Consider the following 26,348-nt stretch of genomic DNA (forward strand, 5'->3'; position numbering starts at 1 on the left):
TTTTTGGCAGGTTCAAAAAGACATTTCGAGCCTGGATACAGTGTGTTTTGTCTTTTTGACGGCTTCAAAAAGACATTTCGGACCCGGATGCAGCTTGTTTTGTCTTTTTGGCAGGTTCAAAAAGACATTTCGGGCTCGGGTGCAGCGTGTTTGTCCTTTTGGCCGGTTCAAAAAGACATTTCGGGCTCGGATGCAGCGTGTTTTGTCCTTTTGGCCGGTTCAAAAGGACATTTCGAGCCTAGGTGCGGCTTGTTTTGTCTTGTTGGCAGGTTCAAAAGGACATTTCGAGCCCGGATGCAACGTGTTTTGTCTTGTTGGCAGGTTTAAAAAGACATTTCGGGCTCGGGTGCAACGTGTTTTGTCTTTTTGGCGGTTTCAAAAAGACATTTTGGGTTTGGATACAGCGTGTTTTGTCCTTTTGACGGCTTCAAAAAGACATTTCGGCCCTGGATGCAACGTGTTTTGTCCTTTTGGTAGGTTCAAAAAGACATTCCGAGCCCGGATGCAGCGTGTTTTGTCCTTTTGACAGGTTCAAAAAGACATTTCGGGTTCGGATGCAGCGTGTTTTGTCCTTTTGACAGATTCAAAAAGAATTTCGGGCCTGGATGCAGCGTGTTTTGTCCTTTTGACGGCTTCAAAAAGACATTTCGAGCCTAGGCGAGGCTTGTTTTGTCTTTTTGGCAGGTACAAAAAGACATTTCGGGCTCGGATGCAGCGTGTTTTGTCCTTTTGACGGCTTCAAAAAGACATTTCGGGCTCGGGTGCAGCGTGTTTTGTCTTTTTGGCAGGTTCAAAAAGACATTTCGGGCTCGGGTGCAGCGTGTTTTGTCTTTTTGGCAGGTTCAAAAAGACATTTCGAGCCCGGATGCAACGTGTTTTGTCTTTTTGGCAGGTTCAAAAAGACATTTCGGGCCCAGTCGCAATTCCTTAGAGGGGCTCTACGTTAAGAAAGCACAGAAAAACGAAGACTTTCCTTCACATAGGGTACGTCTACGTTAAGGAAGCGCGGAAAAAAGACGACCTTTCTTCACATAGAGGGCATCTATGTTAAGGAAGTACGGAAAAACGAGGCTCTTCCTTAACATAGAGCCCGTCTATGTTAAGGAAGCACGAAAAATTGACGGCCTTTCTTCACGTAGAGCCCGTCTACGTTAAGGAAGTACGGAAAAACGAGGCTCTTCCTTAACATAGGGTGCGTCTACGTTAAAAAGAAGGTCTTCCTTCACATAGGGCGCGTTTCAAGTGCAAGCTTTTCCCTACATTTTTTATAAAACACTTGCATTAAATTGATGTCAAAGCTGTCAGCATCCTTGCCAAATTTAGGAATTTGGCTTATTCAGCAAGTTCCAATTTAAAACAAGATCGCTTATTTGAAAAGGTGATCAACATTTCCGGGCCATTTGACGTACGCTTTAGAAATAGGAGCATCTCTATTGACATAGTATACCGGGGAGAGGTATATTTTACATATACAAGGAGGCCAGGATATGGAGGAATTGGATATCATGATGGATGCCGCCCGGGATGAAGCTTCCGTTTGCCCCGCCCACAGTGAACGTAAAAGCCACCATTCGGAAAAAGTGAAAAAGAACCTGGTCAGCAGGTTGAACCGTATTGAAGGGCAGGTAAGAGGGGTAAAAGGCCTTATCGAAAAAGATACCTATTGCGATGATGTCATTACCCAAATCGCTGCCATCCAATCTGCCTTAAACAGCGTGTCGAAGATCCTGCTCGAGGGCCACTTGAAAAATTGTGTCTTGGAACGGATTCAAGAAGGGGACCTTGATGTGCTGGATGAATTTTTAGTAACCATACAAAAAACAATGCGAAAATAAAGGAGCGAATGGATCATGGAAAAAGTAACCTTAAATGTACAAGGCATGTCATGCGAACATTGTGTAAAAGCGGTTAAAGGAAGCGTCGGCGAATTGTCAGGCGTGAAAAATGTAGACGTTCATTTGGCAGAAGGAAAAGTGGATGTTGAATTCGATCCGAATAAAGTTACGCTTGATAAGGTAAAAGAAGCCATTGAAGACCAAGGCTATGAAGTAGCGTAAATCCGGACAAAACGGGCTGTGCTTTCGGGCACGCTCTCTTTTTTCAAAAAAATATACCTATAGAGGGTATAAAAGGCGTCAGGAGGAATGGATATGGCCGCATCACTACAGGAAAAAAAGGACGCCAGCGTCACGCTTGGCATTACCGGCATGACGTGTGCAGCTTGCGCCAACCGGATTGAAAAGAATTTATCAAAAGTGGAAGGCGTCAAAAAAGTAAGTGTGAACCTGGCAACAGAAAAAGCTGCCATTCAATACGATACGAAACAGGCGACCGTCGAAAATTTGATCGAAAAAGTGGAGAAAACGGGTTATGGCGTATTAGAAGAAAAAGCGCAGCTCAATATTATAGGCATGACATGTGCGGCATGCGCCAACCGCGTGGAGCGGGCGCTGAAAAAAACCCCCGGTGTTGTGAGTGCCGCCGTCAACCTGGCAACGGAAACGGCAAGTGTTACATACCTGCCGGGGCAGGCAAGCGCTGAACAAATGATTGCCGCTGTAAAAAAGGCCGGCTATGACGCAAAAGTAAAAGGCGAACTCGATCCGGACTATGAAAAGAAGATGCGTGAGAAAGCATACAAAAAGCAAAAAATAAAATTTGCAGTTGGTGCTGTCATCTCAGTCTTTTTCCTGTTGCAAATGATTTCGGATATCGCTATGCATTACGGCGGCAGTTTTTCATTCCATATGAACCCGTGGCTGCAGCTTTTGCTTGCTACAATCGTGCAAATCTTTGTCGGCGGCCATTACTACCGAGATGCTTACCATGCAATCCGGGGCGGGAGTGCCAATATGGCCGTTTTGGTTGTGCTTGGGACATCCACGGCCTATTTATACAGCCTTGTCCTCACCATCCTCGGTTCCGGGCGCATGCTTTACTTTGAGGCATCCGCCATTGTGATGACGCTGATCGTTCTTGGCAAACTGATGGAAACGAGGGCAAAAGGCCAAACATCAGAAGCGATGAAAAAACTGATGGGCCTGCAGGCAAAAACGGCTCGAGTCAACCGGGGCGGAAAAGAAATTGAAGTACCGGTTGAAGAAGTCGTCCCCGGCGATATACTTCTTGTCCGCGCCGGGGAAAAAATTCCGGTTGACGGCGTCATCACAGAAGGGGCTTCTTCTGTCGATGAGTCCATGCTGACCGGCGAAAGCATGCCCGTTTCAAAAAAAGCGGGCGATGCCGTCATCGGTGCGACATTGAATAAAACCGGTTCGTTCCGTTTTAAAGCCACAAAAGTCGGGAAAGATACGGCGCTCAGCCAGATCATTAAACTCGTGGAAGAGGCGCAAGGTTCGAAAGCGCCGATCCAGCATCTGGCTGACCAGATTTCGGGTATTTTCGTACCGATTGTCATATTGATTGCACTGGTGACATTTGCGGTAACGTATTTTGCGGCCGGATTCACCCCTGCGATGGTCAGCATGGTTGCTGTGCTCGTCATCGCCTGCCCTTGCGCCCTCGGGCTTGCTACCCCGACAGCAGTCATGGTGGGAACCGGCCTCGGTGCTGAAAACGGCGTGCTGATCAAAAGCGCGGAGCATTTGCAAAGCGCCCATCGCATTACGACCGTTGTACTCGATAAAACCGGCACGATTACAAAAGGAGAGCCGGAAGTAACAGATCTCATTCCATACGGCGGTTTTTCAGAGGATGAGTTGCTTGCCCTTTCCGCTGCAGCTGAAAAAGGATCGGAACACCCACTTGGTGCAGCCATTGTAAAAAAAGCGGCTGAAAAGGGTCTGCAACTGCCAAATGTTACGGAATTCGAAGCAGTCCCGGGCCGTGGTATCCGGGTTAAAATAGAGGAAAGAGAAGTTTTGATCGGGAATAAAAAAATGATGCAGGATGCGCATATCCGGATCGACGATGTGATCAGCCAAATGGAAAAGCTTGAGGAAGACGGCAAAACGGCCATGCTGATTGCAATGGATGGCGCGCTTTCCGGACTGATTGCTGTTGCGGACACGGTAAAAGAAACATCGGCAAAAGCGATCCGCATGTTGAAGGAAATGGGCATTGAAACGGTCATGATGACAGGTGATAACCGCCGCACTGCCGAAGCGATTGCCCGACAGGTCGGCGTGGATCGTGTGCTTGCGGAAGTACTGCCGGAAGATAAATCTAAAGAAGTTGAAAAATTAAAGCGTGCCGGCAACATCACCGCAATGGTCGGCGACGGGATCAATGATGCCCCGGCTCTTGCTGCAGCCGATGTCGGGATTGCGATTGGAACCGGGACAGATGTTGCGATGGAGGCCGCTGATATTACTTTAATGCGCGGCGACCTAATGGGGATTGTCAACACAATCCGCTTGTCGAAAGCAACGATGCGGAAAATCCGCCAGAACCTGTTCTGGGCTTTTGCTTACAATGTGGTTCTGATCCCGGTTGCAGCATTCGGGTTGTTAAATCCGATTCTGGCCGGAGCAGCCATGGCCTTCAGTTCTGTGTCAGTTGTGGGCAATACCCTGTTCTTGCGCAAATGGCAGCCGGTATCATGACATATAGAAAATAAAAACCGTTATTTTGCTCGATCAAAATAACGGTTTTTTTGTTTCATTTTTTTGAATGGAGACATCAAATCCGTACACTATATGCTATAATATATCAGATCAGTTTGTTTTCAAAGATGATTTGAAATTTGCTGATAACAAAATCAGGTATGTTTAAGGGGCACTTTAAAAAGTAGCCTCATTCACAACGTCTGTTTTAACCGTGGCCTCTTTGCTGGGGGGATACATAGGGCTTGCTGAATAAGCAAAATTACTGGATTTGGCAAGGATACTAACAGGTTCGGCAAAAAATTAGATGCAAGGATTTTATAAAAAATCCAGGGAAAAGCTTGCACTTGAGAAGACAAAATCGCATTTTCAAAGATGGATCCTTCTATATTTTTTGAGACAAATCCTTGCTGACAAATTGGGTACAAACTCAGAATCGGATTCGTTCAGCAAGTCCTCCATACAGGTAAGCAATCATAGCAGGCCTCGGCAGTTTTACATATGATACTGCATGTCTTGGGAATGGAGAATGAAACTTGAATAGGATTCAAAGAATTAAAAACACCTATTATGCGATTAATATTTTGTATAATATGGGGATTATGGTATTCGGCGGGACATTATATTTGTATATGAAGTCGATCCATTATAGTTATGCTGATATAAATCTGTTTTTGTCCATTTTTTGGATTGTCGGTTTTATTACGGAAATCCCGTCTGGAGTGATTGCGGATACTTTCGGAAGAAAAAAAACGCTGATCAGCAGTTGCGTGATCAGGAGCACTGGCCTGTTCCTATTATTTTTTGATTGGGGAAATATGATTTTTCTGATCCTTAGTGCGGTTTTTACTTCACTTGGCGAATCTTTAAGATCGGGGACTGTGGATTCTTGGATGATAGATAGCATTCATGAGGAAGAAAAGGATTATCCGTTTGAAAAAGTATTTTCTAATAATCAAGTATTCGGTACTACTTTCAGCTTACTAGCAGGGTATGTTGGTGCACAAGTTTTAGGAAATATTGATTTAAGCTATCCTGTTTTAGCAGGGGCTATTTTACTTTTATGTCCCATGATGGTAGCCGTATTCTTTATGAAAGAGCCGGCGTCGAGAAAACAAAAACAAGCAGGCGCAAAAGCAATAAAAAACAGTTTTCATATGTTAGCGGAAACAATGAAAGATGGATTTTTCTTTTTAAAAAAGGACAAGGGTTTTTTTCTGATCTGCTTATCTTTTTTGCCGTTATCTCTCATCGTTACAGGGCCTTTCAATCAATGGCAATTATTTTTTCAGGAAGGCCGCCAGTCTTTAAATACAGGATATATATTAATCGGAGTGAATCTTTTTAGTATATTGGGCGCCTACTTTTCAAGAAAAATATCCGCTTTATCGGATAATAAAATTTATATTCTGATCGGGAGCACCTTATGTAATACGTTGGCGATCATAATGAGTGTCATCGTTCATAACTATCTCATTGCTATCAGTGTATTCTTGCTGCATGTGATGATCACAGCGAGCGAAGAAATCATCCGGTACACCTTTTTAAACCAGCATATTAAAAATGAAAACAGGTCCACTTTATTGTCTTTTTTCAACACGCTGGAAGCCGGAACAACCGTTATTGCTTTATCACTAAATGGCCTGATCTCAAACCTTTATGGAATAGGGCCTGCATGGGTCGCAATGTCTGTCCTTTCCATCATCATTTCTATTCCTGTATACCTGATTGTGAATAAAGTATTGAAACATCATGGACTTGCACAGGAAAAAAAGGTCGTGCAATAATCAAGGCTTGCTGAATAAGCAAAAGGCCCGGGATTCGCAAAGGCGCTGACAGCTCTGGCTGCACTTGGAAGTTTTATAACAAATGCAGAAAAACGATGCACTCGAAAGCTGACTTAATATCATCAAGCATTTTCGCTTTTTTAGCATGGGCAAAGCTTGCTCACAAATCGGATTCGTTCAGCAAACCCTAATGATTGGGGATTGAATCATTCATAAAATCAATCCGTTAAAGGGCAAAAGATGATCAAATTTTTTGCAAATGATGGGGTGTACACCATTGCGCCAATGCGGGGTAGATGTTATGATAGATAGAGCATTACTGTGAAACGCAGATGGTTTTGACAATGGAATAGATTGTCTTAAAGGAGGAGCCTGTCACCAAGGGATACGTATGTCCCGCGGTGGCAGGCTTTTTTGCTTTCCAGAAAAATGAAAAGGGAGTGGTTTGATGGTAATGGGATTGTCGGTTATTTTGTTATTGGTGCTGTGCCTGCCGTTTACAAAAATAGTGGAAAGGAATCTGGAAGCCTTTTTGTTTGTAATGGGCGTGGCAGCTTGTATTGTCAGCCGGTCATTTTCCTGGCATCTTGTGCAGGAAGCGCTACTACATCCGCTCAATATCACGATTGCTGTGCTTGCGATGGGGCTTTTGTTCCGCTGGTTTGAGAAACCGATCGAAAAAGGAATCAGTCGGATCAGCCATGCGATGCCGTTTCGTTTGTTTATTGCGCTCTTTGTCATCATACTCGGTTTGCTGTCGAGCGTCATCACCGCCATTGTTGCCGCCATCGTTCTTGTCACGATCATTCGTTTTTTGCGGCTTGACCGGAAGACGGAAGTCCGTTTGGTTGTCCTCGCCTGTTTCGCCATTGGCCTTGGAGCTGTGCTCACGCCGATCGGGGAGCCACTTTCCACCATTGTCGTGAGCAAACTGGATGCGGACTTTTTTTACTTGCTGAGACTTACCGGCACTTCAGTGATCCCGGCTGTCATTCTTTTCGGCGTACTGGCTGCTTTGATCGTCAAACCGGGGCAGTATACAAGCGCCATGGAAACCGCGGCAGGAAAAGAACCGAGCATAGCCTCCAAGGAAGATGAAGGGCTAAAAGCTGAACCGGCTTCAGAATCATACAAGGAAATTGTCATTCGCAGTTTCAAGATTTACTTGTTTGTCATGGCGCTCACTTTGCTCGGGGCAGGATTTGAACCATTTATTGAAGCCTATTTACTGGACCTAAATCCGCTCGTCCTGTATTGGATCAATATGGTTTCTGCTGTTTTGGATAATGCCACCCTTGCCGCAGCTGAAATCAGCCCGGCGATGGGTGATAAGGCGATTCAAGATATTTTGATGGGCCTGCTGATTAGCGGCGGAATGCTCGTGCCGGGGAATATTCCGAATATCATTGCCGCGGGAAAATTAAAAATCTCAAGCATTGAATATGCGCGCTTTGCATTCCCGCTCGGCCTGGCAGCAATGGTCGTTTATTTTGCGATCATCCTTTTCCTGGTTTAAAATAAGCGCTTCGTAACGAAGTCCTTACTTGCCGGCGGGTGCGAGCAAAGATGGAGAAAATGCGGCTGCTGCTGAATATCCGAAACCTGAGCCTGATCGGAAGAAGCAAGCGGTTTTCGCTCAGTAAAAAGCTTTATTCAGCTCTCTACTTCTGCAGCCGCAACTTCATCCATGCCGGAAATATGGCGGTATACATCCACAGTCGTATGTTTGTAGCTCGCCCGCGCCTTTAAATCGACTAAATGGGTTTGATCTTTTAAATCTTTGATCCGGATATTTTCAATAGTAATATGCTGCTTCTCAATCGCATCGAGGACGGAGGGTATGGCATCCCTGTTGCAGACGATCACTTTTATAATCAGGTCTTTATTACGCAATTTTGATTGTGCTGCTTTGCCCATTAAATAAGGGATAATTTCAACGCTAATGATGATGAGCACAACGCCGGCAATCGCCTCCATATAAAAACCGGCCCCGACAGCAATCCCGATTCCGCTCGCTCCCCAAATCATGGCGGCGGTGGTCAGGCCTGTAATGGTGTCATTGTCTTTTTTTAAAATCACCCCTGCCCCGAGAAAACCAATTCCGGAAACGATTTGTGCGGCAAGCCGGAGCGGGTCCATTGTAATCTGCACACTATGGGCATGGTTGAAAAGATAGGCAGACTGAATGGAAACAATGGTGAGGATGCAACTGATAATTGAAATGACAAGGCTGGTTTTCAGTCCGAGCGGCTTCCGCTTTAATTCCCTTTCCAGCCCGATAATCAGCCCCAGCACGGCCGTAATCCCAAGCTTATATAAAATTTCCAAATCTCCAAAAACCATCCGGCTTCCCCCCTTATAAAAAACACTGTTCAATGTTGCCTTTGCGCTATAAAATAAAAGTAAATAATCAAAAAAAGGAGAATTCGCAATTTGAATCCTTATATTGCTTTAATTGCGGGCGTACTGGCTGTCACATCCTCCGCCATTTTGGTGAAGTACAGTACGGCGGATGCCGGTGTGATTGCTTTTTATCGGTTATTCTTTACCACCATCATCATGATGCCAATCTTTCTGGCTGCCAGAAAGAAAGCGAAAATGCGCATGCTAAAAAAAGATGTGTTCTTTTCCATCCTTTCCGGGGCATTGCTCGCTTTCCATTTTATTTTATGGTTTAAATCGCTGAATTTGACATCGGTTGCCAGCTCGACTGTCCTTGTAACATTGCAACCGGTTTTTACATTTGCCGGCAGCTATTTTATTTTTCGGGAATCGCTCTCTCTTAAGGCGATTGTTTGTGCTGCATTTTCCATTTTCGGGAGCATCCTGATCAGCTGGGGCGATTTTTTTATCAGCGGAAAAGCACTCTACGGCGATGTTTTGGCGCTCATCTCCTGCCTTTTTGTTACAGCTTATATGATGATTGGCCAGTACGTACGGCAAAGGTCGGATGTGGTTTCATACACATTTATCGTCTACCTCGCGTCAACAGTTGTACTGTTTTTCTATGTGCTTTTTGCCGGAGAAGCTTTTTACCCGTATTCCGCCCGCAACTGGATCTGTTTTCTCCTCCTGGCCGTTTTGCCAACACTTGCCGGGCACTCTGTTTTTAGCTGGGTTGTCAAATGGATCAGTGCATCGGTTGTTTCTGTCGCGATCTTATTCGAACCGGTAGGCGCAGCCATTTTGGCCTATTTGCTTTTTGGAGAAAAAATTTCCTGGTTCCAGGCAGTTGGCGGGATCATTATTTTGCTGAGCATTGCCTATTTTTTGGCCCAGGATCATGCCGAACACCGCCGCGCTGTCAGGCTGAACGAAAAAAGCGAACCGGCCCGTTAGCCTCGGAACGTTTAAGACTTCGCTGCACTTGTGAGCGTTGAATCGCTTTAATATGCACCCCATGATAAAAGGAAGAAAATAAACCACAAGAAAGTTTCGTATATAAAAATATTATACCGTGCCGGGTACTTGGCCTACAACCGATACACTTGCAGCAACTAACGGCTGTTTTGGGGATGACTTGTGCCCCCCTGGATTTGACCGGTAGACGATTAAGGCCAATGGATGGCTGGCAAATGCAAGGGGGGAAAGGGATCAGTCATAAAGAAAAAAAAAATCCGCGTGGCAGATGCCAAGCATAATCGGGGATTTCAACTTTCTTTGGAAAAGGGAGGATTGAGAATGAACAAGAAAAATCAAATTTTTTTAGCAATCCTTTTAATTTTGAGTGTGGCAGGTTTCATTGCCAACATGATCGTTGGCCCTGCTCCCCGCTGGATTAAGGCATACAATTTGTTAGTAGTCCTTGCCTGGGGTGTGTGGATTTTTCGCACAGGAAAAGAAAAAGGCCGTTATTGGTAAACCTGAATTCGTTACGATTAACAAACGTTGATCCTATATGGGTGGTCATGATGCTATCTTAAGAGCCTTTGCCAAAATGCTATATCTCCTGGCATCCGTGACTGGATGATCAGCGCAATTTTAAGAGGCCTCTCTTTTTTTCGCTACGGGGAAATCTGTAAATTCACCACAGCAATGTAAACGAATGCGAAATCAATTGAGGGTCAGGGGGGATTGCGGGGAAAAGGAGGTGGGATCGGGATCATCGTAAGAAGGATTCATCCTCCTCAATAGAAGTTTTCCCCATCAAAAAAGAGCCCCTGGAAAAAGATATAAAACTTTTGTCAAGAAACAATCCTGTTTTTGGATTGAATAGTGTTTATTACATTGATAAAATCTTTGATCGTTTCCTTCCAAGTAACGGTGTTTAAATGTGCCTGTGCGTTCTTAACCGTTTCCGCGATATGCCCTGGATGGCTGATCGCATTTTGGAAGGTTTGGAAAAGACTTTGCTCATCAAGATGACAAAATAAAGCACAATTCTCTGGCATGAAGCTTCGGCCCGTACCTTCATAGAAATCGATAACCGGCAAACCGCTGCTCATCATTTCATAGGGCACAAGAGAAAAATTGGTCATCGATGGTGCAATGCCAAAATCCGATTTGAGATACAGCTCGTGCAATTCTTTTTTCGTCAGCTGGCCAAGATTCTTACCGTTGATAAATTGCGCGGATTGATCGGTACCGAAATAGACAATATCCAGCTGATATCCGTGTTTTTGGCAAAGCTTAAGAAAATTATTGAGAACGATCTGAATAGTGATTGGTGCTCTTCGTGGACTGTCCCATTTTGTATAGACTGCAATTCTGAATTCCTTTTTTTTCTTATAATCCAGGAAGTTTCTCGGGTGGAAGGGATATTGTTCCATGTCAACCGGAAAACGGATCACATCAAGCGGACTTTGCACCCGGCATTCTTTTTCAATCATCTCGGCACACCAAGGTCCGAGCGAAACCATATGTAATCCTAATTCATAGGTCTTCTTCGCAAGATAATACCGATCGCCAAATGGGTAAAAATAAGGTTCATAATCCTGAACAAAATACATCTTGTATCCGGGTTTGTCTTTAAAAACATAAACCGATTCCCAGAGTGTCCCTATCCAAATATCTGACTGATGGGTCTTCAATGCGCTCACATCAAGACAGGTACCCTGATACCCGGCGTAATTAAACTCAGCGTTTATCTCCATCGCTTTCCGCGGTTGGGAAAAATAACTTAAATAGTAAACCTGGAAACCAAGTTTGCTGAGTTCCGTACCTAAATGCAGCATCGTCGTCTGTCCGCCGTCATAAGGAATAATCCCGGTTGTGACAAAGGTAATCGACTTCGGCCGGTGCGGCAACGCTTGTTTTACTTGTTTGAAATTAAAATACTGGATAATATCATCATATACATGGATGTCTCCCATCGAAACAGGTGGAAACGGTGTGGCAATAGGTTTCATGAACAATCACTCTCCTAGATGGATCCATAGTTTTTATCTATATATATCTCAACTTATATACCACTTTTTTCCGTACCATAAACCTATATTTCCGAGAGGTCGTGCGGTTTACTTTGAAATAAGTAAAAACACCGCATATTTTATAAGAAATCTGAAATAGGAAGAAACATTCAGTAAAAATAGGCATTATATTGGGAGGATTATTTGTTTTCCGGCTGCCAAGCATAGGAGGAGCAAATAACCCTTTTTAAAGTATCCGCCAAAATAAACGTCAAAACCTCTTGCAATAGCGGCATGGCTGCGGACGAAATATCTCCATAAATGCTTAGCTAGTAAAGGATTGCTTGGTCGACGATTACAGTTATTTCTGTTCTTTGTAGTGCAGCATGCGTGGGGACAGCAGGAACTGGATGTGCAGCCTGTATATACCTAGCAGCTGGAGCATCCGGTGGTACTATTGGTTGGTCCTGTAGGCAAGGCTCTTGGTATTAAAAAACATTAAAACTGAAACCGGCATCCGGTTTCAGTTTTTCTTAGCAACAATAGTCATGGTAAATGACAATGTAATAATGATGAAACTGATTAACAAAATAATTAAGTTGCTTATCTGTACTTTTAGTGTGAATTGGCTTAATATAAAAAATACTATCAAATAGAGAAGGATGAAAAAGTAAGTGTAGTTTATGGTTTTTCTTTTAATGAATTTTGCTCTCTCATCGTGTTTATTTATATGAGGATATACATACCACACATTAAATGAGAGAACAGAAAGCGACAACGTTAATAAAGCGTTAAAATTTAAGCCATATTTTGTTTTGAAAGACAAGATTAAGAGTCCTATCGTGACGATGAGAAAAAAGAAACTACATATAAGTAACATTTTTCGATTAGACATTTATAACTCCTCCTTTTCATTAAGTGTAAAAATATCCTCCACTTTCATATTAAAAATCTTAGCAATTTTTAATGCCAATGGCAGGGAAGGGTTATATTTACCTTTTTCAATGGAAATAATGGTTTGTCTCGACACGTTTAGTTCTTTGGCCAACTTTTCTTGAGAATACCCAAATTCAGACCGTATTTCAGGTAGGTTATTTTTCAAACGTAGGCATCTCCTTTCAAAAGGTAAAGCATACTTAACGTAAAGTCTCCTTTACTGTCAAATACATTATACATTTTTAAATAAAATATGCAACTGTTATTTTAAAGGGTGTGTGCACTGTATGGATCTGATTGAACCAGGAGCTCATTCTGGAGTTTGATTCAATGTGAAAACCGTCTATGGAGGCTAGGGGAAAGCAGAGATCGGTTAATCCCAACAATCCGGGGAGAAAAAGTTATTATCCTCTTCTTGTGTTTGAAGGGAAGTCACGTCTTTGTTTAATCTCAAGGGGTACTCGGTTTTGCAGAAGAGACCTATCAGTTGCTTTCTCCCTATTACCATTCGTTATGCTCTTTTTGACAAAGGGGTTGGGGAGATGATTTCTACAGTTAGTGGGAAAACTGTAGGATTGGTTATACCGTAAACGGAGGTGGACTTCAAAACCTAAAAACGATGATTCATCGTGAATCCGCTATGTTGACGACGAATTGACCGTGTTGGACGGAAAGGCTGTATATGATCAGGTGAATTTCTGGAAGAAGCCCCCAAGAAGGTTTTGGCCATTCGTAATGCCAAAGTATGAGAAAAATCAGCTTCAAGTTGTGATCCTCTCTGGAAATTTGAAGCAATTGTCACAAGGATGGACTGGGAACTTCTATACCAGAGGGCTTGCGTGGAAAACGACATCAAACCGTCAAAATATGGATTCTCGATGGATAAGATTTCAACGCAAGAACAAGCCGTAAAAACGAGAAAAGTTTGCACACATGGTCATTTTATCGTCTGTCTCAATTCAGTGAATATAAAGCAAAATGAGTTGGATTAAGGCTGAACATGTTAATCCTGTCTATATAAGTTAAACCTGCTCTCGAATTGTTCCGAGAGAAATAAGGCAAATGACCGTAAATATGATTGCAAATGCAACTCCGGAAACACAGAGATTTAGTTGGTGCAATGAATATTCGATATGCGCCTGTAGTTGGTGGTAATAGCCAATCAGCCTAAGATGCTATACGCGCTGTCATAGGAAGGGTAATGAGTTGAAGGGTGTCAAACAGAAATGGACTGCGAACGCTTAGCCATTTTAAGCATTCCACTCGTCACATCATAAAATGTAGGGATTGCGGCTTTAGTCATGGGAATCTCAAAAAATAGGCTGAATCTTATTATTTTTTGTCCGTCCGGTTTTCGCAATAAAGCCGCAATGTATGTTTGTCCTGTCTTATTTTGTAGAAGGAACTGGAGGTGGCCGGTTTCAAATTTACCAACGAATTTCAAAAAAACTATTGCACAAATGCTCACGACATGATATATTAATACTCGTCCGATAGCGAACAAGCAACATAACGTTGACAAGCTATCCGGCATTTGATATAATAGAAAAGTCGCAGTCATAAAGATGCGACACAGATTGTTCCTTGAAAACTGGACAAAACGAAACGTCAAATTCTTTTTGAGCTTTTATCAAACATCTTTACTGAGAGTTTGATCCTGGCTCAGGACGAACGCTGGCGGCGTGCCTAATACATGCAAGTCGTGCGGACCTTTTAAAAGCTTGCTTTTAAAAGGTTAGCGGCGGACGGGTGAGTAACACGTGGGTAACCTGCCTGTAAGATCGGGATAACGCCGGGAAACCGGGGCTAATACCGGATAGTTTTTTCCTCCGCATGGAGGAAAAAGGAAAGACGGCTTCGGCTGTCACTTACAGATGGGCCCGCGGCGCATTAGCTTGTTGGTGGGGTAACGGCTCACCAAGGCAACGATGCGTAGCCGACCTGAGAGGGTGATCGGCCACATTGGGACTGAGACACGGCCCAAACTCCTACGGGAGGCAGCAGTAGGGAATCTTCCGCAATGGACGAAAGTCTGACGGAGCAACGCCGCGTGAGTGAAGAAGGCCTTCGGGTCGTAAAACTCTGTTGCCGGGGAAGAACAAGTGCCGTTCGAACAGGGCGGCGCCTTGACGGTACCCGGCCAGAAAGCCACGGCTAACTACGTGCCAGCAGCCGCGGTAATACGTAGGTGGCAAGCGTTGTCCGGAATTATTGGGCGTAAAGCGCGCGCAGGCGGCTTCTTAAGTCTGATGTGAAATCTTGCGGCTCAACCGCAAGCGGTCATTGGAAACTGGGAGGCTTGAGTGCAGAAGAGGAGAGTGGAATTCCACGTGTAGCGGTGAAATGCGTAGAGATGTGGAGGAACACCAGTGGCGAAGGCGGCTCTCTGGTCTGTAACTGACGCTGAGGCGCGAAAGCGTGGGGAGCAAACAGGATTAGATACCCTGGTAGTCCACGCCGTAAACGATGAGTGCTAAGTGTTAGAGGGTTTCCGCCCTTTAGTGCTGCAGCTAACGCATTAAGCACTCCGCCTGGGGAGTACGGCCGCAAGGCTGAAACTCAAAGGAATTGACGGGGGCCCGCACAAGCGGTGGAGCATGTGGTTTAATTCGAAGCAACGCGAAGAACCTTACCAGGTCTTGACATCCTCTGACCTCCCTGGAGACAGGGCCTTCCCCTTCGGGGGACAGAGTGACAGGTGGTGCATGGTTGTCGTCAGCTCGTGTCGTGAGATGTTGGGTTAAGTCCCGCAACGAGCGCAACCCTTGACCTTAGTTGCCAGCATTCAGTTGGGCACTCTAAGGTGACTGCCGGTGACAAACCGGAGGAAGGTGGGGATGACGTCAAATCATCATGCCCCTTATGACCTGGGCTACACACGTGCTACAATGGATGGTACAAAGGGCTGCGAGACCGCGAGGTTAAGCCAATCCCAGAAAACCATTCCCAGTTCGGATTGCAGGCTGCAACCCGCCTGCATGAAGCCGGAATCGCTAGTAATCGCGGATCAGCATGCCGCGGTGAATACGTTCCCGGGCCTTGTACACACCGCCCGTCACACCACGAGAGTTTGTAACACCCGAAGTCGGTGAGGTAACCTTTACGGAGCCAGCCGCCGAAGGTGGGACAGATGATTGGGGTGAAGTCGTAACAAGGTAGCCGTATCGGAAGGTGCGGCTGGATCACCTCCTTTCTAAGGAATAAAAGGAAAACTTCGTTTTCCAAAATCAAGTTTGACGTTTCCGTTTTGTTCAGTTTTGAAGGTTCAATCCTTCAACATGTGTTCTTTGAAAACCGGATAGGAGAAACAAACCAAGTAAACCGAGAATCGCTTATTTTTGGATTTAAACCTTTTTATGGTTAAGTTAGAAAGGGCGCACGGTGAATGCCTTGGCACTAGGAGCCGATGAAGGACGGTACAAACACCGATATGCTCCGGGGAGCTGTACGTAAGCTTTGATCCGGAGATTTCCGAATGGGGAAACCCCCTGTCTTTAATCGGACAGGATTCCTGCCTGAATTCATAGGGCAGGAAGGGCACACCCGGGGAACTGAAACATCTCAGTACCCGGAGGAAGAGAAAGCAATTGCGATTTCCCAAGTAGCGGCGAGCGAACAGGAAACAGCCCAAACCGGAAGGCTTGCCTTCCGGGGTTGTAGGACACTCATATGGGAGTTACAAAAGAACGGGGTAAGTGAAGCGGCCTGGAAAGGCCTGCCGGAGAAGGTAAAAGCCCTGTAACTGAAACTTCGTTCTCTCCCGAGTGGATCCTGAGTACGGCGGGACACGAGGAATCCCGCCGGAATCCGGGAGGACCATCTCCCAAGGCTAAATACTCCCTAGTGACCGATAGTGAACCAGTACCGTGAGGGAAAGGTGAAAAGCACCCCGGGAGGGGAGTGAAAGAGATCCTGAAACCGTGTGCCTACAAGTAGTCAGAGCCCGTTAACGGGTGATGGCGTGCCTTTTGTAGAATGAACCGGCGAGTTACGGTCTCATGCAAGGTTAAGCTGAAGAAGCGGAGCCGCAGCGAAAGCGAGTCTGAACAGGGCGAAAGAGTATGAGGCCGCAGACCCGAAACCAGGTGATCTACCCATGTCCAGGGTGAAGGCAAGGTAACACTTGCTGGAGGCCCGAACCCACGCACGTTGAAAAGTGCGGGGATGAGGTGTGGGTAGCGGAGAAATTCCAATCGAACTTGGAGATAGCTGGTTCTCTCCGAAATAGCTTTAGGGCTAGCCTCAAGCGGAGAGTTTTGGAGGTAGAGCACTGTTTGGACGAGGGGCCCTCATCGGGTTACCGAATTCAGACAAACTCCGAATGCCAAAAACTTATGCTTGGGAGTCAGACTGTGAGTGATAAGATCCATGGTCGAAAGGGAAACAGCCCGGACCGCCAGCTAAGGTCCCAAAGTATACGTTAAGTGGAAAAGGATGTGGCGTTGCTTAGACAACCAGGATGTTGGCTTAGAAGCAGCCATCATTTAAAGAGTGCGTAATAGCTCACTGGTCGAGTGACGCTGCGCCGAAAATGTACCGGGGCTAAACGTATCACCGAAGCTGCGGATGGACACCGTTTGGTGTCCGTGGTAGGAGAGCGTTCTAAGGGCGTTGAAGCCGGACCGGAAGGACCGGTGGAGCGCTTAGAAGTGAGAATGCCGGTATGAGTAGCGAAAGAAGGGTGAGAATCCCTTCCACCGAATGCCTAAGGTTTCCTGAGGAAGGCTCGTCCGCTCAGGGTTAGTCGGGGCCTAAGCCGAGGCCGAAAGGCGTAGGCGATGGACAACAGGTTGATATTCCTGTACCGCCTCTTCACCGTTTGAACGATGGGGGGACGCAGGAGGATAGGGTAAGCGCGACACTGGTTGATCGCGTCCAAGCAGTTAGGCCGGTGCGGAGGCAAATCCTTCGCACCAAGGCGGAGCTGTGATGGCGAGGGAAATTTTAGTACCGAAGTTCCTGATTCCACACTGCCAAGAAAAGCCTCTAGTGAGGTGAAAGGCGCCCGTACCGCAAACCGACACAGGTAGGCGAGGAGAGAATCCTAAGGTGAGCGAGAGAACTCTCGTTAAGGAACTCGGCAAAATGACCCCGTAACTTCGGGAGAAGGGGTGCTTTTTGGGGTGTATGCCCCGGGAAGCCGCAGTGAATAGGCCCAGGCGACTGTTTAGCAAAAACACAGGTCTCTGCGAAGCCGCAAGGCGAAGTATAGGGGCTGACACCTGCCCGGTGCTGGAAGGTTAAGGAGAGGGGTTAGCCGTAAGGCGAAGCTCTGAACTGAAGCCCCAGTAAACGGCGGCCGTAACTATAACGGTCCTAAGGTAGCGAAATTCCTTGTCAGGTAAGTTCTGACCCGCACGAAAGGTGTAACGATCTGGGCACTGTCTCAACGAGAGACTCGGTGAAATTATAGTACCTGTGAAGATGCAGGTTACCCGCGACAGGACGGAAAGACCCCATGGAGCTTTACTGCAGCCTGATATTGAATTTTGGTACAGCTTGTACAGGATAGGTAGGAGCCTTGGAAACCGGAGCGCCAGCTTCGGCGGAGGCATCGGTGGGATACTACCCTGGCTGTATTGAAATTCTAACCCGCACCCCTTACCGGGGTGGGAGACAGTGTCAGGCAGGCAGTTTGACTGGGGCGGTCGCCTCCTAAAAGGTAACGGAGGCGCCCAAAGGTTCCCTCAGAATGGTTGGAAATCATTCGCAGAGTGTAAAGGCATAAGGGAGCTTGACTGCGAGACTTACAAGTCGGGCAGGGACGAAAGTCGGGCTTAGTGATCCGGTGGTTCCGCATGGAAGGGCCATCGCTCAACGGATAAAAGCTACCCTGGGGATAACAGGCTGATCTCCCCCAAGAGTCCACATCGACGGGGAGGTTTGGCACCTCGATGTCGGCTCATCGCATCCTGGGGCTGTAGTCGGTCCCAAGGGTTGGGCTGTTCGCCCATTAAAGCGGTACGCGAGCTGGGTTCAGAACGTCGTGAGACAGTTCGGTCCCTATCCGTCGCGGGCGCAGGAAATTTGAGAGGAGCTGTCCTTAGTACGAGAGGACCGGGATGGACGCACCGCTGGTGTACCAGTTGTCTTGCCAAAGGCATCGCTGGGTAGCTATGTGCGGAAGGGATAAGTGCTGAAAGCATCTAAGCATGAAGCCCCCCTCAAGATGAGATTTCCCACAGTTTATACTGGTAAGATCCCTGAAAGATGATCAGGTTGATAGGTCCGGGGTGGAAGCGCGGCGACGCGTGGAGCTGACGGATACTAATCGATCGAGGACTTAACCAAACAGAAAAGCGGAGGTGCCTTGCCAAAGGCGCTGGAGCTGGACAATTCTCAAAGTTAGAAACCAAAGCTATTCTCCGTTTACAGTTTTTTCTCCTATCCGGTTTTCAGGGAACACATCCCAAAATTATACAGGTCCGGTGATAATGGCGGAAAGGTCACACCCGAACACATCCCGAACTCGGAAGTTAAGCTTTCCAGCGCCGATGGTAGTTGGGGGTCTCCCCCTGCGAGAGTAGGACGTTGCCGGGCCATAATACGGAGGATTAGCTCAGCTGGGAGAGCGTCTGCCTTACAAGCAGAGGGTCGGCGGTTCGATCCCGTCATCCTCCATTTTTATGCCGTTCCGATTCAGGTGCAACCGGCTTTCCATCGGAAGGTTGGGGATACTGGCTTGTGACCGGCACCATACTTCCCGGGAATCTTAAAAATAGATATGTACATATTTAACCCAATATAGTATAATTCTCTTTGTGACAAGTAATGTCGTTATCGGAATATGAGCCATTAGCTCAGTTGGTAGAGCATCTGACTTTTAATCAGAGGGTCGCAGGTTCGAATCCTGCATGGCTCACCATTTATCCGCGGGTGTGGCGGAATTGGCAGACGCACCAGACTTAGGATCTGGCGCCGTAAGGCGTGGGGGTTCGACTCCCTTCACCCGCACTGTTTACATGATATGCGGAAGTAGTTCAGTGGTAGAACATCACCTTGCCAAGGTGGGGGTCGCGGGTTCGAATCCCGTCTTCCGCTCCATTTTATCCCGCCGGGGTGGCGGAATTGGCAGACGCACAGGACTTAAAATCCTGCGGTAGGTGACTACCGTACCGGTTCGACTCCGGTCCTCGGCATCAGTACCATGACAAATGCGCCCATAGCTCAATTGGATAGAGCGTTTGACTACGGATCAAAAGGTTAGGGGTTCGACTCCTCTTGGGCGCGCTTATTCCTTTTTCGGGAAGTAGCTCAGCTTGGCAGAGCACATGGTTAGGGACCATGGGGTCGCAGGTTCAAATCCTGTCTTCCCGACCATGAAGATCATAACGGGGCCTTAGCTCAGCTGGGAGAGCGCCTGCTTTGCACGCAGGAGGTCAGCGGTTCGATCCCGCTAGGCTCCACCAATCCACCAAACAGAGTCAAATAACGGCGGCGTAGCTCAGCTGGCTAGAGCGTACGGTTCATACCCGTGAGGTCGGGGGTTCGATCCCCTCCGCCGCTATATTTTGTATATCGGACCTTTAGCTCAGCTGGTTAGAGCAGACGGCTCATAACCGTCCGGTCGTAGGTTCGAGTCCTACAAGGTCCACCATTTTTTATTTTTTCATACGGAGGAATACCCAAGTCTGGCTGAAGGGATCGGTCTTGAAAACCGACAGGCGGGTTACACCGCGCGGGGGTTCGAATCCCTCTTCCTCCGCCATTTCATTATTTTATCATCGCGGGGTGGAGCAGTCTGGTAGCTCGTCGGGCTCATAACCCGAAGGTCGCAGGTTCAAATCCTGCCCCCGCAATTGGTCCCGTGGTGTAGCGGTTATCACGCCTGCCTGTCACGCAGGAGATCGCGGGTTCGATTCCCGTCGGGACCGCTTGTTTTGGCTCGGTAGCTCAGTCGGTAGAGCAAAGGACTGAAAATCCTTGTGTCGGCGGTTCGATTCCGTCCCGAGCCACCATTGGTTTCAATGAAAAATATATGGCGGTTGTGGCGAAGTGGTTAACGCACCGGATTGTGGCTCCGGCATTCATGGGTTCGATTCCCATCATCCGCCCTTTGCTGCGGGTGTAGTTTAGTGGTAAAACCACAGCCTTCCAAGCTGTTGTCGTGGGTTCGATTCCCATCACCCGCTCCACTTTGGGCCTATAGCTCAGCTGGTTAGAGCGCACGCCTGATAAGCGTGAGGTCGATGGTTCAAGTCCATTTAGGCCCATATATTCCGCAGTAGCTCAGTGGTAGAGCAATCGGCTGTTAACCGATCGGTCGTAGGTTCGAATCCTACCTGCGGAGCCATATGGAGAAGTACTCAAGTGGCTGAAGAGGCGCCCCTGCTAAGGGTGTAGGTCGCGATTAGCGGCGCGAGGGTTCAAATCCCTCCTTCTCCGCCATTTCCGGCCCGTTGGTCAAGCGGTTAAGACACCGCCCTTTCACGGCGGTAACACGGGTTCGAATCCCGTACGGGTCATACTGGTCACGAAGCTGTTCCGGAAACTTCCGGAGCAGCTTTTTTTGCGCGTTTTTTCACTTCTGCAAACCTCTTCAGGACTTCACCCAGGCTACGGGTCCGTTAAAGTATGATAGAAAAAACGCAAAAACAAACGGCGGAGTGCAACACTCCGCCGTTTGTTTTTAAATAAAATGATCGATCAAAAAGCTGATGGATAAAAGCACCCCGAAAATGGTGTTTGTCTGTGCGGTTGCTTTCATGGCAGGCAGCATTTGCAACGGTTCACTTTTTCCAATAAAGCCTTTAATGGCCCGGACCGGTTTCGGTGTGCTGACAAAAACGAGCAATACCCACGGGGTTACAACACCGAACAAAACGAGCCCGGCCATCCAGAGATAGGAAAGGGCAAACATTGCGGCCAGAAGCAGGATGGCTCCTTTCCGGCCGAGCAGAATGGCGATTGTTTTTCTGCCATTTGCTTTATCGCCGTCCAGATCGCGGATATTATTCGACAGCATAATGGCACCGATTAAAATCATAATCGGAATCGAAATAAATACAATCGGCCATGTGATCGTTTTTGTCTGGATAAAAAACGATATTAATATAATAATTACACCCATAAAAAAGCCGGAAATCAGTTCGCCAAGCGGCGTCGATGAAATTGGAAAAGGCCCTGCAGTGTAAAGATAAGCAACAAGCATGCAGACAGTGCCGATTACAGCGATCCACCAGGAACTTTGCGAGCAAATGTAAACGCCGATCAGCATGGCTGCGCCGAAAAAAGCAAAGGCGAGGTGGAGCACCGTTTTCGGTTTGATGCCGTTTCTGACGATTGCCCCGCCGATCCCGACGGAATGCTCGGTATCAAGGCCGCGTTTGTAATCGTAATATTCATTAAACATATTGGTTGCTGCCTGAATTAACAGGGTTGCAACCAGCATTGCAGCAAACAGCAGCAGATTGATGCGGGCAATGCCCAAAGCTAGTACTGTCCCGAGAATGACAGGCACAAAACCGGCCGTTAAAGTATGGGGCCGTGTTAATTGCCACCAGATCCGCCAGCCTTTGTCAGGGCCGATTGATGGAGAAGATTGCGCATTCATCTTCTTACTCTCCTTTTATGCTATTCTTATATAAATATGGCGAAATTAGTACATTTAAAGTTTAGGGAAATCAGGCCCATGTGTCAATGTATTTGGTTGGCAATCTTATTTTAAGCCGTTTTGCTGAATTTAACCGGCAAATTTTATATAATAGATGAGGTATGTTCATAAAAATGTTAAGTTTTCATATGAAAACTGTGATAGATGGCCCGGCAAAAAGCAAGAGAGGTTTGGAGGAGATCTTTTGGCTAATGAGGATATATTAATGAAAGAAAAAACGGCGCCGGCATTAAAACTGGTAAGCAAAGTCATAAAATGCCGCACTGCACCGGATCCGCTCCGCCTTTTTACAGCGGGTGCCGCGCGTTTTTACGGCAGCCGGTTTTTCTGGCAGGATGCCGATCGCGAAACCGTATTTGTCGGTTTTGGCCGCGTATGGTCCTGTACGGTCACAGCCTCTGACGGTTTTGCCCAAATGGAAGACGAATGGCGAAATTTGAAGGGGGCGGGCGAAGTTTATTCGGATACCGGTGAAACGGGAACAGGGCCTGTGCTTTTCGGCGGTTTTGCGTTTGACGGGACGGTTGCAAAGCAGGAATGGAAAACATTTGGCCAAGGCATTTTCCGCGTGCCGCAAATTCTTTTCACGTTTAAAAAAGATGCCGTCTTTCTTACGGTAAACGGATGCGGCGGAACAGAGAGCGTGCAGGAAGCGGAGGAAACCGCGCGAAGCCTTTTAAACGGCAGTACAGCTTTCCCTGCACTTCCGCTTTTAAAAGCTGTAAAGGAAATCGGTTCGGACGAATGGAAAAAAAGTGTCGCAACAGCCGTGGAGTTTATCCGGGAAGGGAGAATGGACAAAGTTGTCCTGGCAAGAAAACTGGAACTTGCTTTTGACGGTGTGGCGAGCCCGGATGCGGTGCTTGCGGCGCTTTCCGCCCAGCAGCATGACAGCTATTTATTTGTGCTGGAAGAAGGCAGTGAAAGTTTTATCGGGGCTTCGCCGGAAAGGCTGGTGAAAAAAACGGGCCGGCATATTTTATCGACGTGTCTTGCCGGTTCGATCAAACGCGGCCGCAATGAGGCGGAGGATTTGGAACTTGGAAAAGCGCTGCTTTCGGATCAGAAAAATTTAAGCGAGCATGGTTTTGTCGTATCCATGATTCGGCAGGTGCTTGAACCTTTTTGCAACGGGCTGAATGTGCCGGATGCGCCTGTGTTGATGCGGATGCGCGATATCCAGCATCTTTACACCCCGGTTACCGGGACAGTGAAGGACAAGGACACCACCCTTTTTCAATTGGTCAAAGCGCTCCATCCGACGCCAGCACTTGGCGGTATTCCGCGGCAGCCGGCCATGGAAGCAATCCGGCTTCTTGAAAAAATGGACCGCGGTTTATACGGTGCGCCGATCGGCTGGGTGGATTACAGGGGAAGCGGCGAATTTTGCGTCGGCATCCGCTCCGGACTATTAAAGGAGGATCATGCATCCCTTTATGCCGGATGCGGTGTCGTCAAGGAATCGGAACCTGAAGAAGAATATAAAGAAACAAGCGTCAAATTTACCCCAATGCTGCGTGCTTTAGGAGGCAAATAGAGTGGAACACCAGGAGATCATGACAACTTATTTGGCAGCTTTTATCCGGCAGTTGTCCGCGATGGGGATCCGCTATGCGGTGGTAAGCCCCGGGTCAAGGTCGACGCCGATTGCGATGTTGTTAGCGGAACATCCGGATTTTAAAATTTACATGGATATTGATGAACGGTCAGCCGCTTTTTTTGCGCTCGGGCTTGCAAAAGAAAAACGCAAACCGGTTGTGCTTTTATGTACGTCTGGCACAGCTGCCGCCAACTATTATCCGGCGGTTGCGGAAGCCAATATTTCACGCGTGCCGCTTATTGTGCTGACGGCAGACCGGCCGCATGAACTGCGCAATGTCGGTGCCCCGCAGGCCATTGACCAGATCCGGCTGTACGGCACCCATGTCAAATGGTTTGAGGAGATGCCGCTTCCGGAAGCAGGAGAAGAAGTGCTTCAATTTGTCCGGCAGACGGCGGCCAGGGCAGTCGTGACGGCACTACAGCAGCCGGCGGGCCCCGTGCATCTTAATTTTCCGTTGCGCGAGCCGCTTGTTCCGGTTCTTAAGCCGTCTCCTTTTGCCGGCGAAGTACCGGTGCCGGCAATTGAAAATTTTTCCGGCACCCTGCAACTTTCAGAAGAAACGGTTGAAGTCGTGGCAAAAGAGATCCGGGAAAAGAACCGCGGCCTGATCATTTGCGGGCCGATTGATATTCCCGGCTTTGCGGAGGCGGTTGTGGCGCTCAGCGAAAAAACGGGTTACCCGGTGCTGGCCGATCCGCTGTCACAACTGCGAAGCGGCCGGCACGGGAAAGAAAGGATCATTGAAAATTATGATTCCTTACTAAAAGATCCGAAATGGGCCGACCGCCTTGCACCGGATGTTGTGATTCGCTTCGGTGCCATGCCCGTTTCCAAACCGCTGACCCTTTTGCTAAAAAAAGTAAAAACAGCTGCCCATTATATCGTTGACGGCGGAAACGGCTGGCGCGATCCCGTGAAGCGGGGGACAACGGTTGTTTATTCGGATGAAATTGATTTCTGTAAAAAATTGTCAAATATAATTGTAATGAACCCGGTTTCGGAATGGTTCACCATGTGGGAAAAATTGAATCAACAGGCGCGGCAGATTGTTACGGCTTCGCTGGAGGCGGAAGAAACCTTTGATGAAGGAAAAACGGTAACCGAACTTGCTGCTGCTTTGCCGGACGGCAGTACCCTTTTTGTCGGCAACAGCATGCCGATCCGGGATGTCGATACATTTTTTCAGGCAACAGATAAAAAGATCCGCATTCTGGCAAACCGGGGCGCGAACGGCATTGACGGCGTTGTGTCCAGTGCAGCCGGCGTGAGCGCGGGATGCGGCAAAGCCTTTTTGCTGATCGGCGACTTGTCCTTTTTCCATGATTTAAACGGGCTGCTGATGACGAAAATGCACAAGCTCAATCTTTGTGTGATTTTGATCAATAATAATGGCGGGGGCATTTTTTCTTTCCTGCCCCAGGCGGATGAACCGGAGAAATTTGAGCAGCTGTTCGGCACGCCGACGGACCTCGCGTTTGAATATGCGGTTAAAATGTATGGCGGGAGCTACATTCAGCCGCAAAACTGGGATCAATTCCGGGCGGCGCTTTCCGAATATAAAGGCGGGCTGCAAGTGATTGAAGTGCGGACAAACCGGGCGAAAAATGTCGAAACCCACCGGAAAATCTGGTCACAAGTTTCCCGGGAAATGGAACGTTATTTTCAAGGTGAGCAACAATGAGAATCAACGGTTTGGAATATCATGTAGAAACGGCGGGCGACGGAGAACCGTTGCTGCTGCTTCACGGTTTTACCGGAAATGGTAATACCTGGGATGATACGGTTGCCCTGTTGCGGGACGAATTCCGCTGTATTGTGGTGGATATCATCGGCCACGGCAAAACCGAAAAACCGGATGATTCCGACCGCTATGACATTACAAAAGCCGCTGCTGATTTGCGTGCGGTGCTTCTGGCGCTTGGCATCCGGCGGGCGTCTATTCTCGGCTATTCGATGGGCGGGCGGCTGGCGCTTACGTTTGCCGTCCAGTATCCGCAAATGGTGGACAAACTTGTACTGGAAAGCGCATCTCCCGGTTTGAAAACGGAAGCGGAACGGCTGGCGCGACGAGAGCGGGATGAACAGCTAGCGGAACGGATTTTGACCGGAGGCATGGAAGCATTTGTCAGTCATTGGGAAAATCTCCCGCTGTTTGCATCACAAAAACAGCTGCCGGCTGAAGTGCGGGGGAAAATCCGCAAACAGCGCCTTGAAAATGACCCGGCTGGTTTGGCGAACAGCCTGCGCGGCATGGGGACAGGCGCGCAGCCATCATGGTGGGGAAGACTTTCTGAACTTCATTTCCCCGTCTTACTTGCAGCGGGCGAATGGGATGCCAAGTTTTGCCGGATTGCTGGAGAGATGGAGGAGCGGCTCCCGCATGCCAAAAAAATCATTTTTTCGCATGCCGGCCATGCAATTCATGTGGAAGATCCGAAAAAATTTGGTACAATGGTAAAGGGATTTTTAAAAAATTGTTGATAAATTGTCGTAAAA

14 protein-coding genes, 20 tRNA genes, 3 rRNA genes and 2 pseudogenes are annotated in these 26,348 nt (G+C 47.5%); 35 read left to right on the forward strand and 4 right to left on the reverse strand.

Annotation, left to right across the window (positions count from 1 at the left end; all coding sequences use genetic code 11):
* Positions 1-1,487: 1,487 nt before the first annotated feature.
* The 5 genes from BCOA_RS29455 to BCOA_RS29475 all read left to right on the forward strand — a co-directional run bounded on the left by BCOA_RS29455 (position 1,488) and on the right by BCOA_RS29475 (position 7,868).
* Complete coding sequence (locus BCOA_RS29455; protein WP_014097625.1) at positions 1,488-1,835, forward strand: metal-sensitive transcriptional regulator; 348 nt, start codon at positions 1,488-1,490, stop codon at positions 1,833-1,835.
* 15 nt (positions 1,836-1,850) lie between these two features.
* Positions 1,851-2,057: a copper chaperone CopZ gene (copZ, locus tag BCOA_RS29460; RefSeq protein ID WP_014097626.1), complete on the forward strand. Its 207-nt coding sequence runs from the start codon at positions 1,851-1,853 to the stop codon at positions 2,055-2,057.
* A 93-nt stretch (positions 2,058-2,150) separates the two neighbouring features.
* Positions 2,151-4,565: a heavy metal translocating P-type ATPase gene (locus BCOA_RS29465; RefSeq protein WP_014097627.1), complete on the forward strand. Its 2,415-nt coding sequence runs from the start codon at positions 2,151-2,153 to the stop codon at positions 4,563-4,565.
* Between the two features lie 632 nt (positions 4,566-5,197).
* Complete coding sequence (locus BCOA_RS35480; RefSeq protein WP_230090548.1) at positions 5,198-6,352, forward strand: MFS transporter; 1,155 nt, start codon at positions 5,198-5,200, stop codon at positions 6,350-6,352.
* A gap of 448 nt (positions 6,353-6,800) precedes the next feature.
* Complete coding sequence (locus tag BCOA_RS29475; protein WP_014097629.1) at positions 6,801-7,868, forward strand: DUF1646 family protein; 1,068 nt, start codon at positions 6,801-6,803, stop codon at positions 7,866-7,868.
* A 137-nt stretch (positions 7,869-8,005) separates the two neighbouring features.
* On the opposite strand, the gene BCOA_RS29480 is transcribed toward BCOA_RS29475, so the two are convergent.
* Complete coding sequence (locus BCOA_RS29480; protein ID WP_014097630.1) at positions 8,006-8,695, reverse strand: MgtC/SapB family protein; 690 nt, start codon at positions 8,693-8,695, stop codon at positions 8,006-8,008.
* A 90-nt stretch (positions 8,696-8,785) separates the two neighbouring features.
* Here BCOA_RS29480 and BCOA_RS29485 point away from each other — a divergent pair, with 90 nt between their 5' ends.
* Positions 8,786-9,691 carry a DMT family transporter gene (locus tag BCOA_RS29485; RefSeq protein ID WP_014097631.1) on the forward strand — a complete coding sequence of 302 codons (906 nt, stop codon included), beginning with the start codon at positions 8,786-8,788 and terminating at the stop codon, positions 9,689-9,691.
* Positions 9,692-10,033: 342 nt separating this feature from the next.
* The gene (locus tag BCOA_RS29490; RefSeq protein ID WP_013860045.1) at positions 10,034-10,213 is read left to right on the forward strand and encodes a hypothetical protein; all 180 of its coding nucleotides are present in this window, start codon (positions 10,034-10,036) and stop codon (positions 10,211-10,213) included.
* 323 nt (positions 10,214-10,536) lie between these two features.
* Here the strand turns inward: BCOA_RS29490 and BCOA_RS29495 are convergent, their stop codons facing one another.
* Together BCOA_RS29495 and BCOA_RS29505 are read right to left on the reverse strand one after the other, a co-directional pair.
* Positions 10,537-11,700, reverse strand: a complete 1,164-nt coding sequence (locus BCOA_RS29495) for a glycosyltransferase (protein ID WP_013860044.1) — start codon at positions 11,698-11,700, stop codon at positions 10,537-10,539.
* Positions 11,701-12,595: 895 nt separating this feature from the next.
* Positions 12,596-12,802, reverse strand: a complete 207-nt coding sequence (locus tag BCOA_RS29505) for a helix-turn-helix transcriptional regulator (protein ID WP_014097633.1) — start codon at positions 12,800-12,802, stop codon at positions 12,596-12,598.
* Between the two features lie 131 nt (positions 12,803-12,933).
* Here BCOA_RS29505 and BCOA_RS35710 point away from each other — a divergent pair.
* The 25 genes and pseudogenes from BCOA_RS35710 to BCOA_RS29625 form a co-directional block, all read left to right on the forward strand.
* A pseudogene (locus tag BCOA_RS35710) lies at positions 12,934-13,532 on the forward strand (IS1380 family transposase); the annotation flags it as partial.
* Positions 13,532-13,807 (forward strand): annotated as a pseudogene (locus tag BCOA_RS34785) (zinc ribbon domain-containing protein); the annotation flags it as partial. The pseudogenes BCOA_RS35710 and BCOA_RS34785, both read left to right, overlap by 1 nt.
* A gap of 468 nt (positions 13,808-14,275) precedes the next feature.
* Positions 14,276-15,829: ribosomal RNA gene (locus BCOA_RS29515) — 16S ribosomal RNA — on the forward strand.
* Positions 15,830-15,994: 165 nt separating this feature from the next.
* Positions 15,995-18,927, forward strand: a 23S ribosomal RNA gene (locus BCOA_RS29520).
* 133 nt (positions 18,928-19,060) lie between these two features.
* Positions 19,061-19,176, forward strand: a 5S ribosomal RNA gene (rrf, locus tag BCOA_RS29525).
* The 16S, 23S and 5S rRNA genes sit together here with 20 tRNA genes alongside, the layout of an rRNA operon.
* 8 nt (positions 19,177-19,184) lie before the next feature.
* Positions 19,185-19,257: transfer RNA gene (locus tag BCOA_RS29530), tRNA-Val, on the forward strand.
* A 168-nt stretch (positions 19,258-19,425) separates the two neighbouring features.
* A tRNA-Lys gene (locus tag BCOA_RS29535) sits at positions 19,426-19,501 on the forward strand.
* A 7-nt stretch (positions 19,502-19,508) separates the two neighbouring features.
* Positions 19,509-19,590, forward strand: a tRNA-Leu gene (locus BCOA_RS29540).
* 15 nt (positions 19,591-19,605) lie between these two features.
* Positions 19,606-19,680: transfer RNA gene (locus BCOA_RS29545), tRNA-Gly, on the forward strand.
* 9 nt (positions 19,681-19,689) lie between these two features.
* Positions 19,690-19,775, forward strand: a tRNA-Leu gene (locus BCOA_RS29550).
* A 17-nt stretch (positions 19,776-19,792) separates the two neighbouring features.
* Positions 19,793-19,866, forward strand: a tRNA-Arg gene (locus BCOA_RS29555).
* A gap of 13 nt (positions 19,867-19,879) precedes the next feature.
* Positions 19,880-19,956 (forward strand) — tRNA-Pro (locus BCOA_RS29560).
* Between the two features lie 13 nt (positions 19,957-19,969).
* Positions 19,970-20,045, forward strand: a tRNA-Ala gene (locus BCOA_RS29565).
* 24 nt (positions 20,046-20,069) lie between these two features.
* Positions 20,070-20,143: transfer RNA gene (locus BCOA_RS29570), tRNA-Met, on the forward strand.
* Positions 20,144-20,156: 13 nt separating this feature from the next.
* Positions 20,157-20,233, forward strand: a tRNA-Ile gene (locus tag BCOA_RS29575).
* A gap of 18 nt (positions 20,234-20,251) precedes the next feature.
* Positions 20,252-20,344: transfer RNA gene (locus tag BCOA_RS29580), tRNA-Ser, on the forward strand.
* Between the two features lie 17 nt (positions 20,345-20,361).
* Positions 20,362-20,435 (forward strand) — tRNA-Met (locus BCOA_RS29585).
* Between the two features lie 2 nt (positions 20,436-20,437).
* A tRNA-Asp gene (locus tag BCOA_RS29590) sits at positions 20,438-20,510 on the forward strand.
* Between the two features lie 8 nt (positions 20,511-20,518).
* A tRNA-Phe gene (locus BCOA_RS29595) sits at positions 20,519-20,594 on the forward strand.
* Positions 20,595-20,617: 23 nt separating this feature from the next.
* Positions 20,618-20,690 (forward strand) — tRNA-His (locus BCOA_RS29600).
* A gap of 7 nt (positions 20,691-20,697) precedes the next feature.
* Positions 20,698-20,771, forward strand: a tRNA-Gly gene (locus BCOA_RS29605).
* Positions 20,772-20,775: 4 nt separating this feature from the next.
* Positions 20,776-20,849: transfer RNA gene (locus BCOA_RS29610), tRNA-Ile, on the forward strand.
* Positions 20,850-20,854: 5 nt separating this feature from the next.
* Positions 20,855-20,929, forward strand: a tRNA-Asn gene (locus tag BCOA_RS29615).
* Between the two features lie 3 nt (positions 20,930-20,932).
* A tRNA-Ser gene (locus tag BCOA_RS29620) sits at positions 20,933-21,024 on the forward strand.
* Between the two features lie 5 nt (positions 21,025-21,029).
* Positions 21,030-21,101 (forward strand) — tRNA-Glu (locus BCOA_RS29625).
* 164 nt (positions 21,102-21,265) lie between these two features.
* Here the strand turns inward: BCOA_RS29625 and BCOA_RS29630 are convergent.
* Positions 21,266-22,189, reverse strand: a complete 924-nt coding sequence (locus tag BCOA_RS29630; RefSeq protein ID WP_014097634.1) for a 1,4-dihydroxy-2-naphthoate polyprenyltransferase — start codon at positions 22,187-22,189, stop codon at positions 21,266-21,268.
* Between the two features lie 265 nt (positions 22,190-22,454).
* Here BCOA_RS29630 and BCOA_RS29635 point away from each other — a divergent pair, with 265 nt between their 5' ends.
* From BCOA_RS29635 to menH, 3 genes are read left to right on the forward strand one after another with little or no spacing between them, the layout of a single operon-like run.
* Entirely contained in the window at positions 22,455-23,786 is a 1,332-nt protein-coding gene (locus BCOA_RS29635) for an isochorismate synthase (RefSeq protein WP_017551861.1), read from the forward strand.
* A 1-nt stretch (position 23,787) separates the two neighbouring features.
* A complete protein-coding gene (menD, locus tag BCOA_RS29640; protein ID WP_014097636.1) occupies positions 23,788-25,533 on the forward strand; it encodes a 2-succinyl-5-enolpyruvyl-6-hydroxy-3-cyclohexene-1-carboxylic-acid synthase in 1,746 nt (581 codons plus the stop codon).
* Positions 25,530-26,333 (forward strand): 2-succinyl-6-hydroxy-2,4-cyclohexadiene-1-carboxylate synthase, encoded by an 804-nt coding sequence (menH, locus tag BCOA_RS29645; RefSeq protein ID WP_014097637.1) that lies wholly within the window; start codon positions 25,530-25,532, stop codon positions 26,331-26,333. The genes menD and menH overlap by 4 nt, the downstream gene beginning before the upstream one ends.
* The last annotated feature ends 15 nt before the right edge of the window (positions 26,334-26,348 follow it).

The organism is Heyndrickxia coagulans 36D1 (assembly GCF_000169195.2).
Classification (GTDB): Bacteria; Bacillota; Bacilli; order Bacillales; family Bacillaceae_C; genus Weizmannia; species Weizmannia faecalis.

Excerpts from the sequence above, each read along its gene's own strand:
- menH (WP_014097637.1), top strand. The coding sequence starts at position 25,530 with ATGAGAATCAACGGTTTGGAATATCATGTAGAAACGGCGGGCGACGGA.
- BCOA_RS29495 (WP_013860044.1), bottom strand. The coding sequence starts at position 11,700 with ATGAAACCTATTGCCACACCGTTTCCACCTGTTTCGATGGGAGACATC.
- BCOA_RS29465 (WP_014097627.1), top strand. The coding sequence starts at position 2,151 with ATGGCCGCATCACTACAGGAAAAAAAGGACGCCAGCGTCACGCTTGGC.
- copZ (WP_014097626.1), top strand. The coding sequence starts at position 1,851 with ATGGAAAAAGTAACCTTAAATGTACAAGGCATGTCATGCGAACATTGT.
- BCOA_RS29475 (WP_014097629.1), top strand. The coding sequence starts at position 6,801 with ATGGTAATGGGATTGTCGGTTATTTTGTTATTGGTGCTGTGCCTGCCG.
- BCOA_RS35480 (WP_230090548.1), top strand. The coding sequence starts at position 5,198 with ATGAAGTCGATCCATTATAGTTATGCTGATATAAATCTGTTTTTGTCC.
- BCOA_RS29630 (WP_014097634.1), bottom strand. The coding sequence starts at position 22,189 with ATGAATGCGCAATCTTCTCCATCAATCGGCCCTGACAAAGGCTGGCGG.
- BCOA_RS29480 (WP_014097630.1), bottom strand. The coding sequence starts at position 8,695 with ATGGTTTTTGGAGATTTGGAAATTTTATATAAGCTTGGGATTACGGCC.
- BCOA_RS29490 (WP_013860045.1), top strand. The coding sequence starts at position 10,034 with ATGAACAAGAAAAATCAAATTTTTTTAGCAATCCTTTTAATTTTGAGT.
- BCOA_RS29635 (WP_017551861.1), top strand. The coding sequence starts at position 22,455 with ATGAAAGAAAAAACGGCGCCGGCATTAAAACTGGTAAGCAAAGTCATA.
- BCOA_RS29455 (WP_014097625.1), top strand. The coding sequence starts at position 1,488 with ATGGAGGAATTGGATATCATGATGGATGCCGCCCGGGATGAAGCTTCC.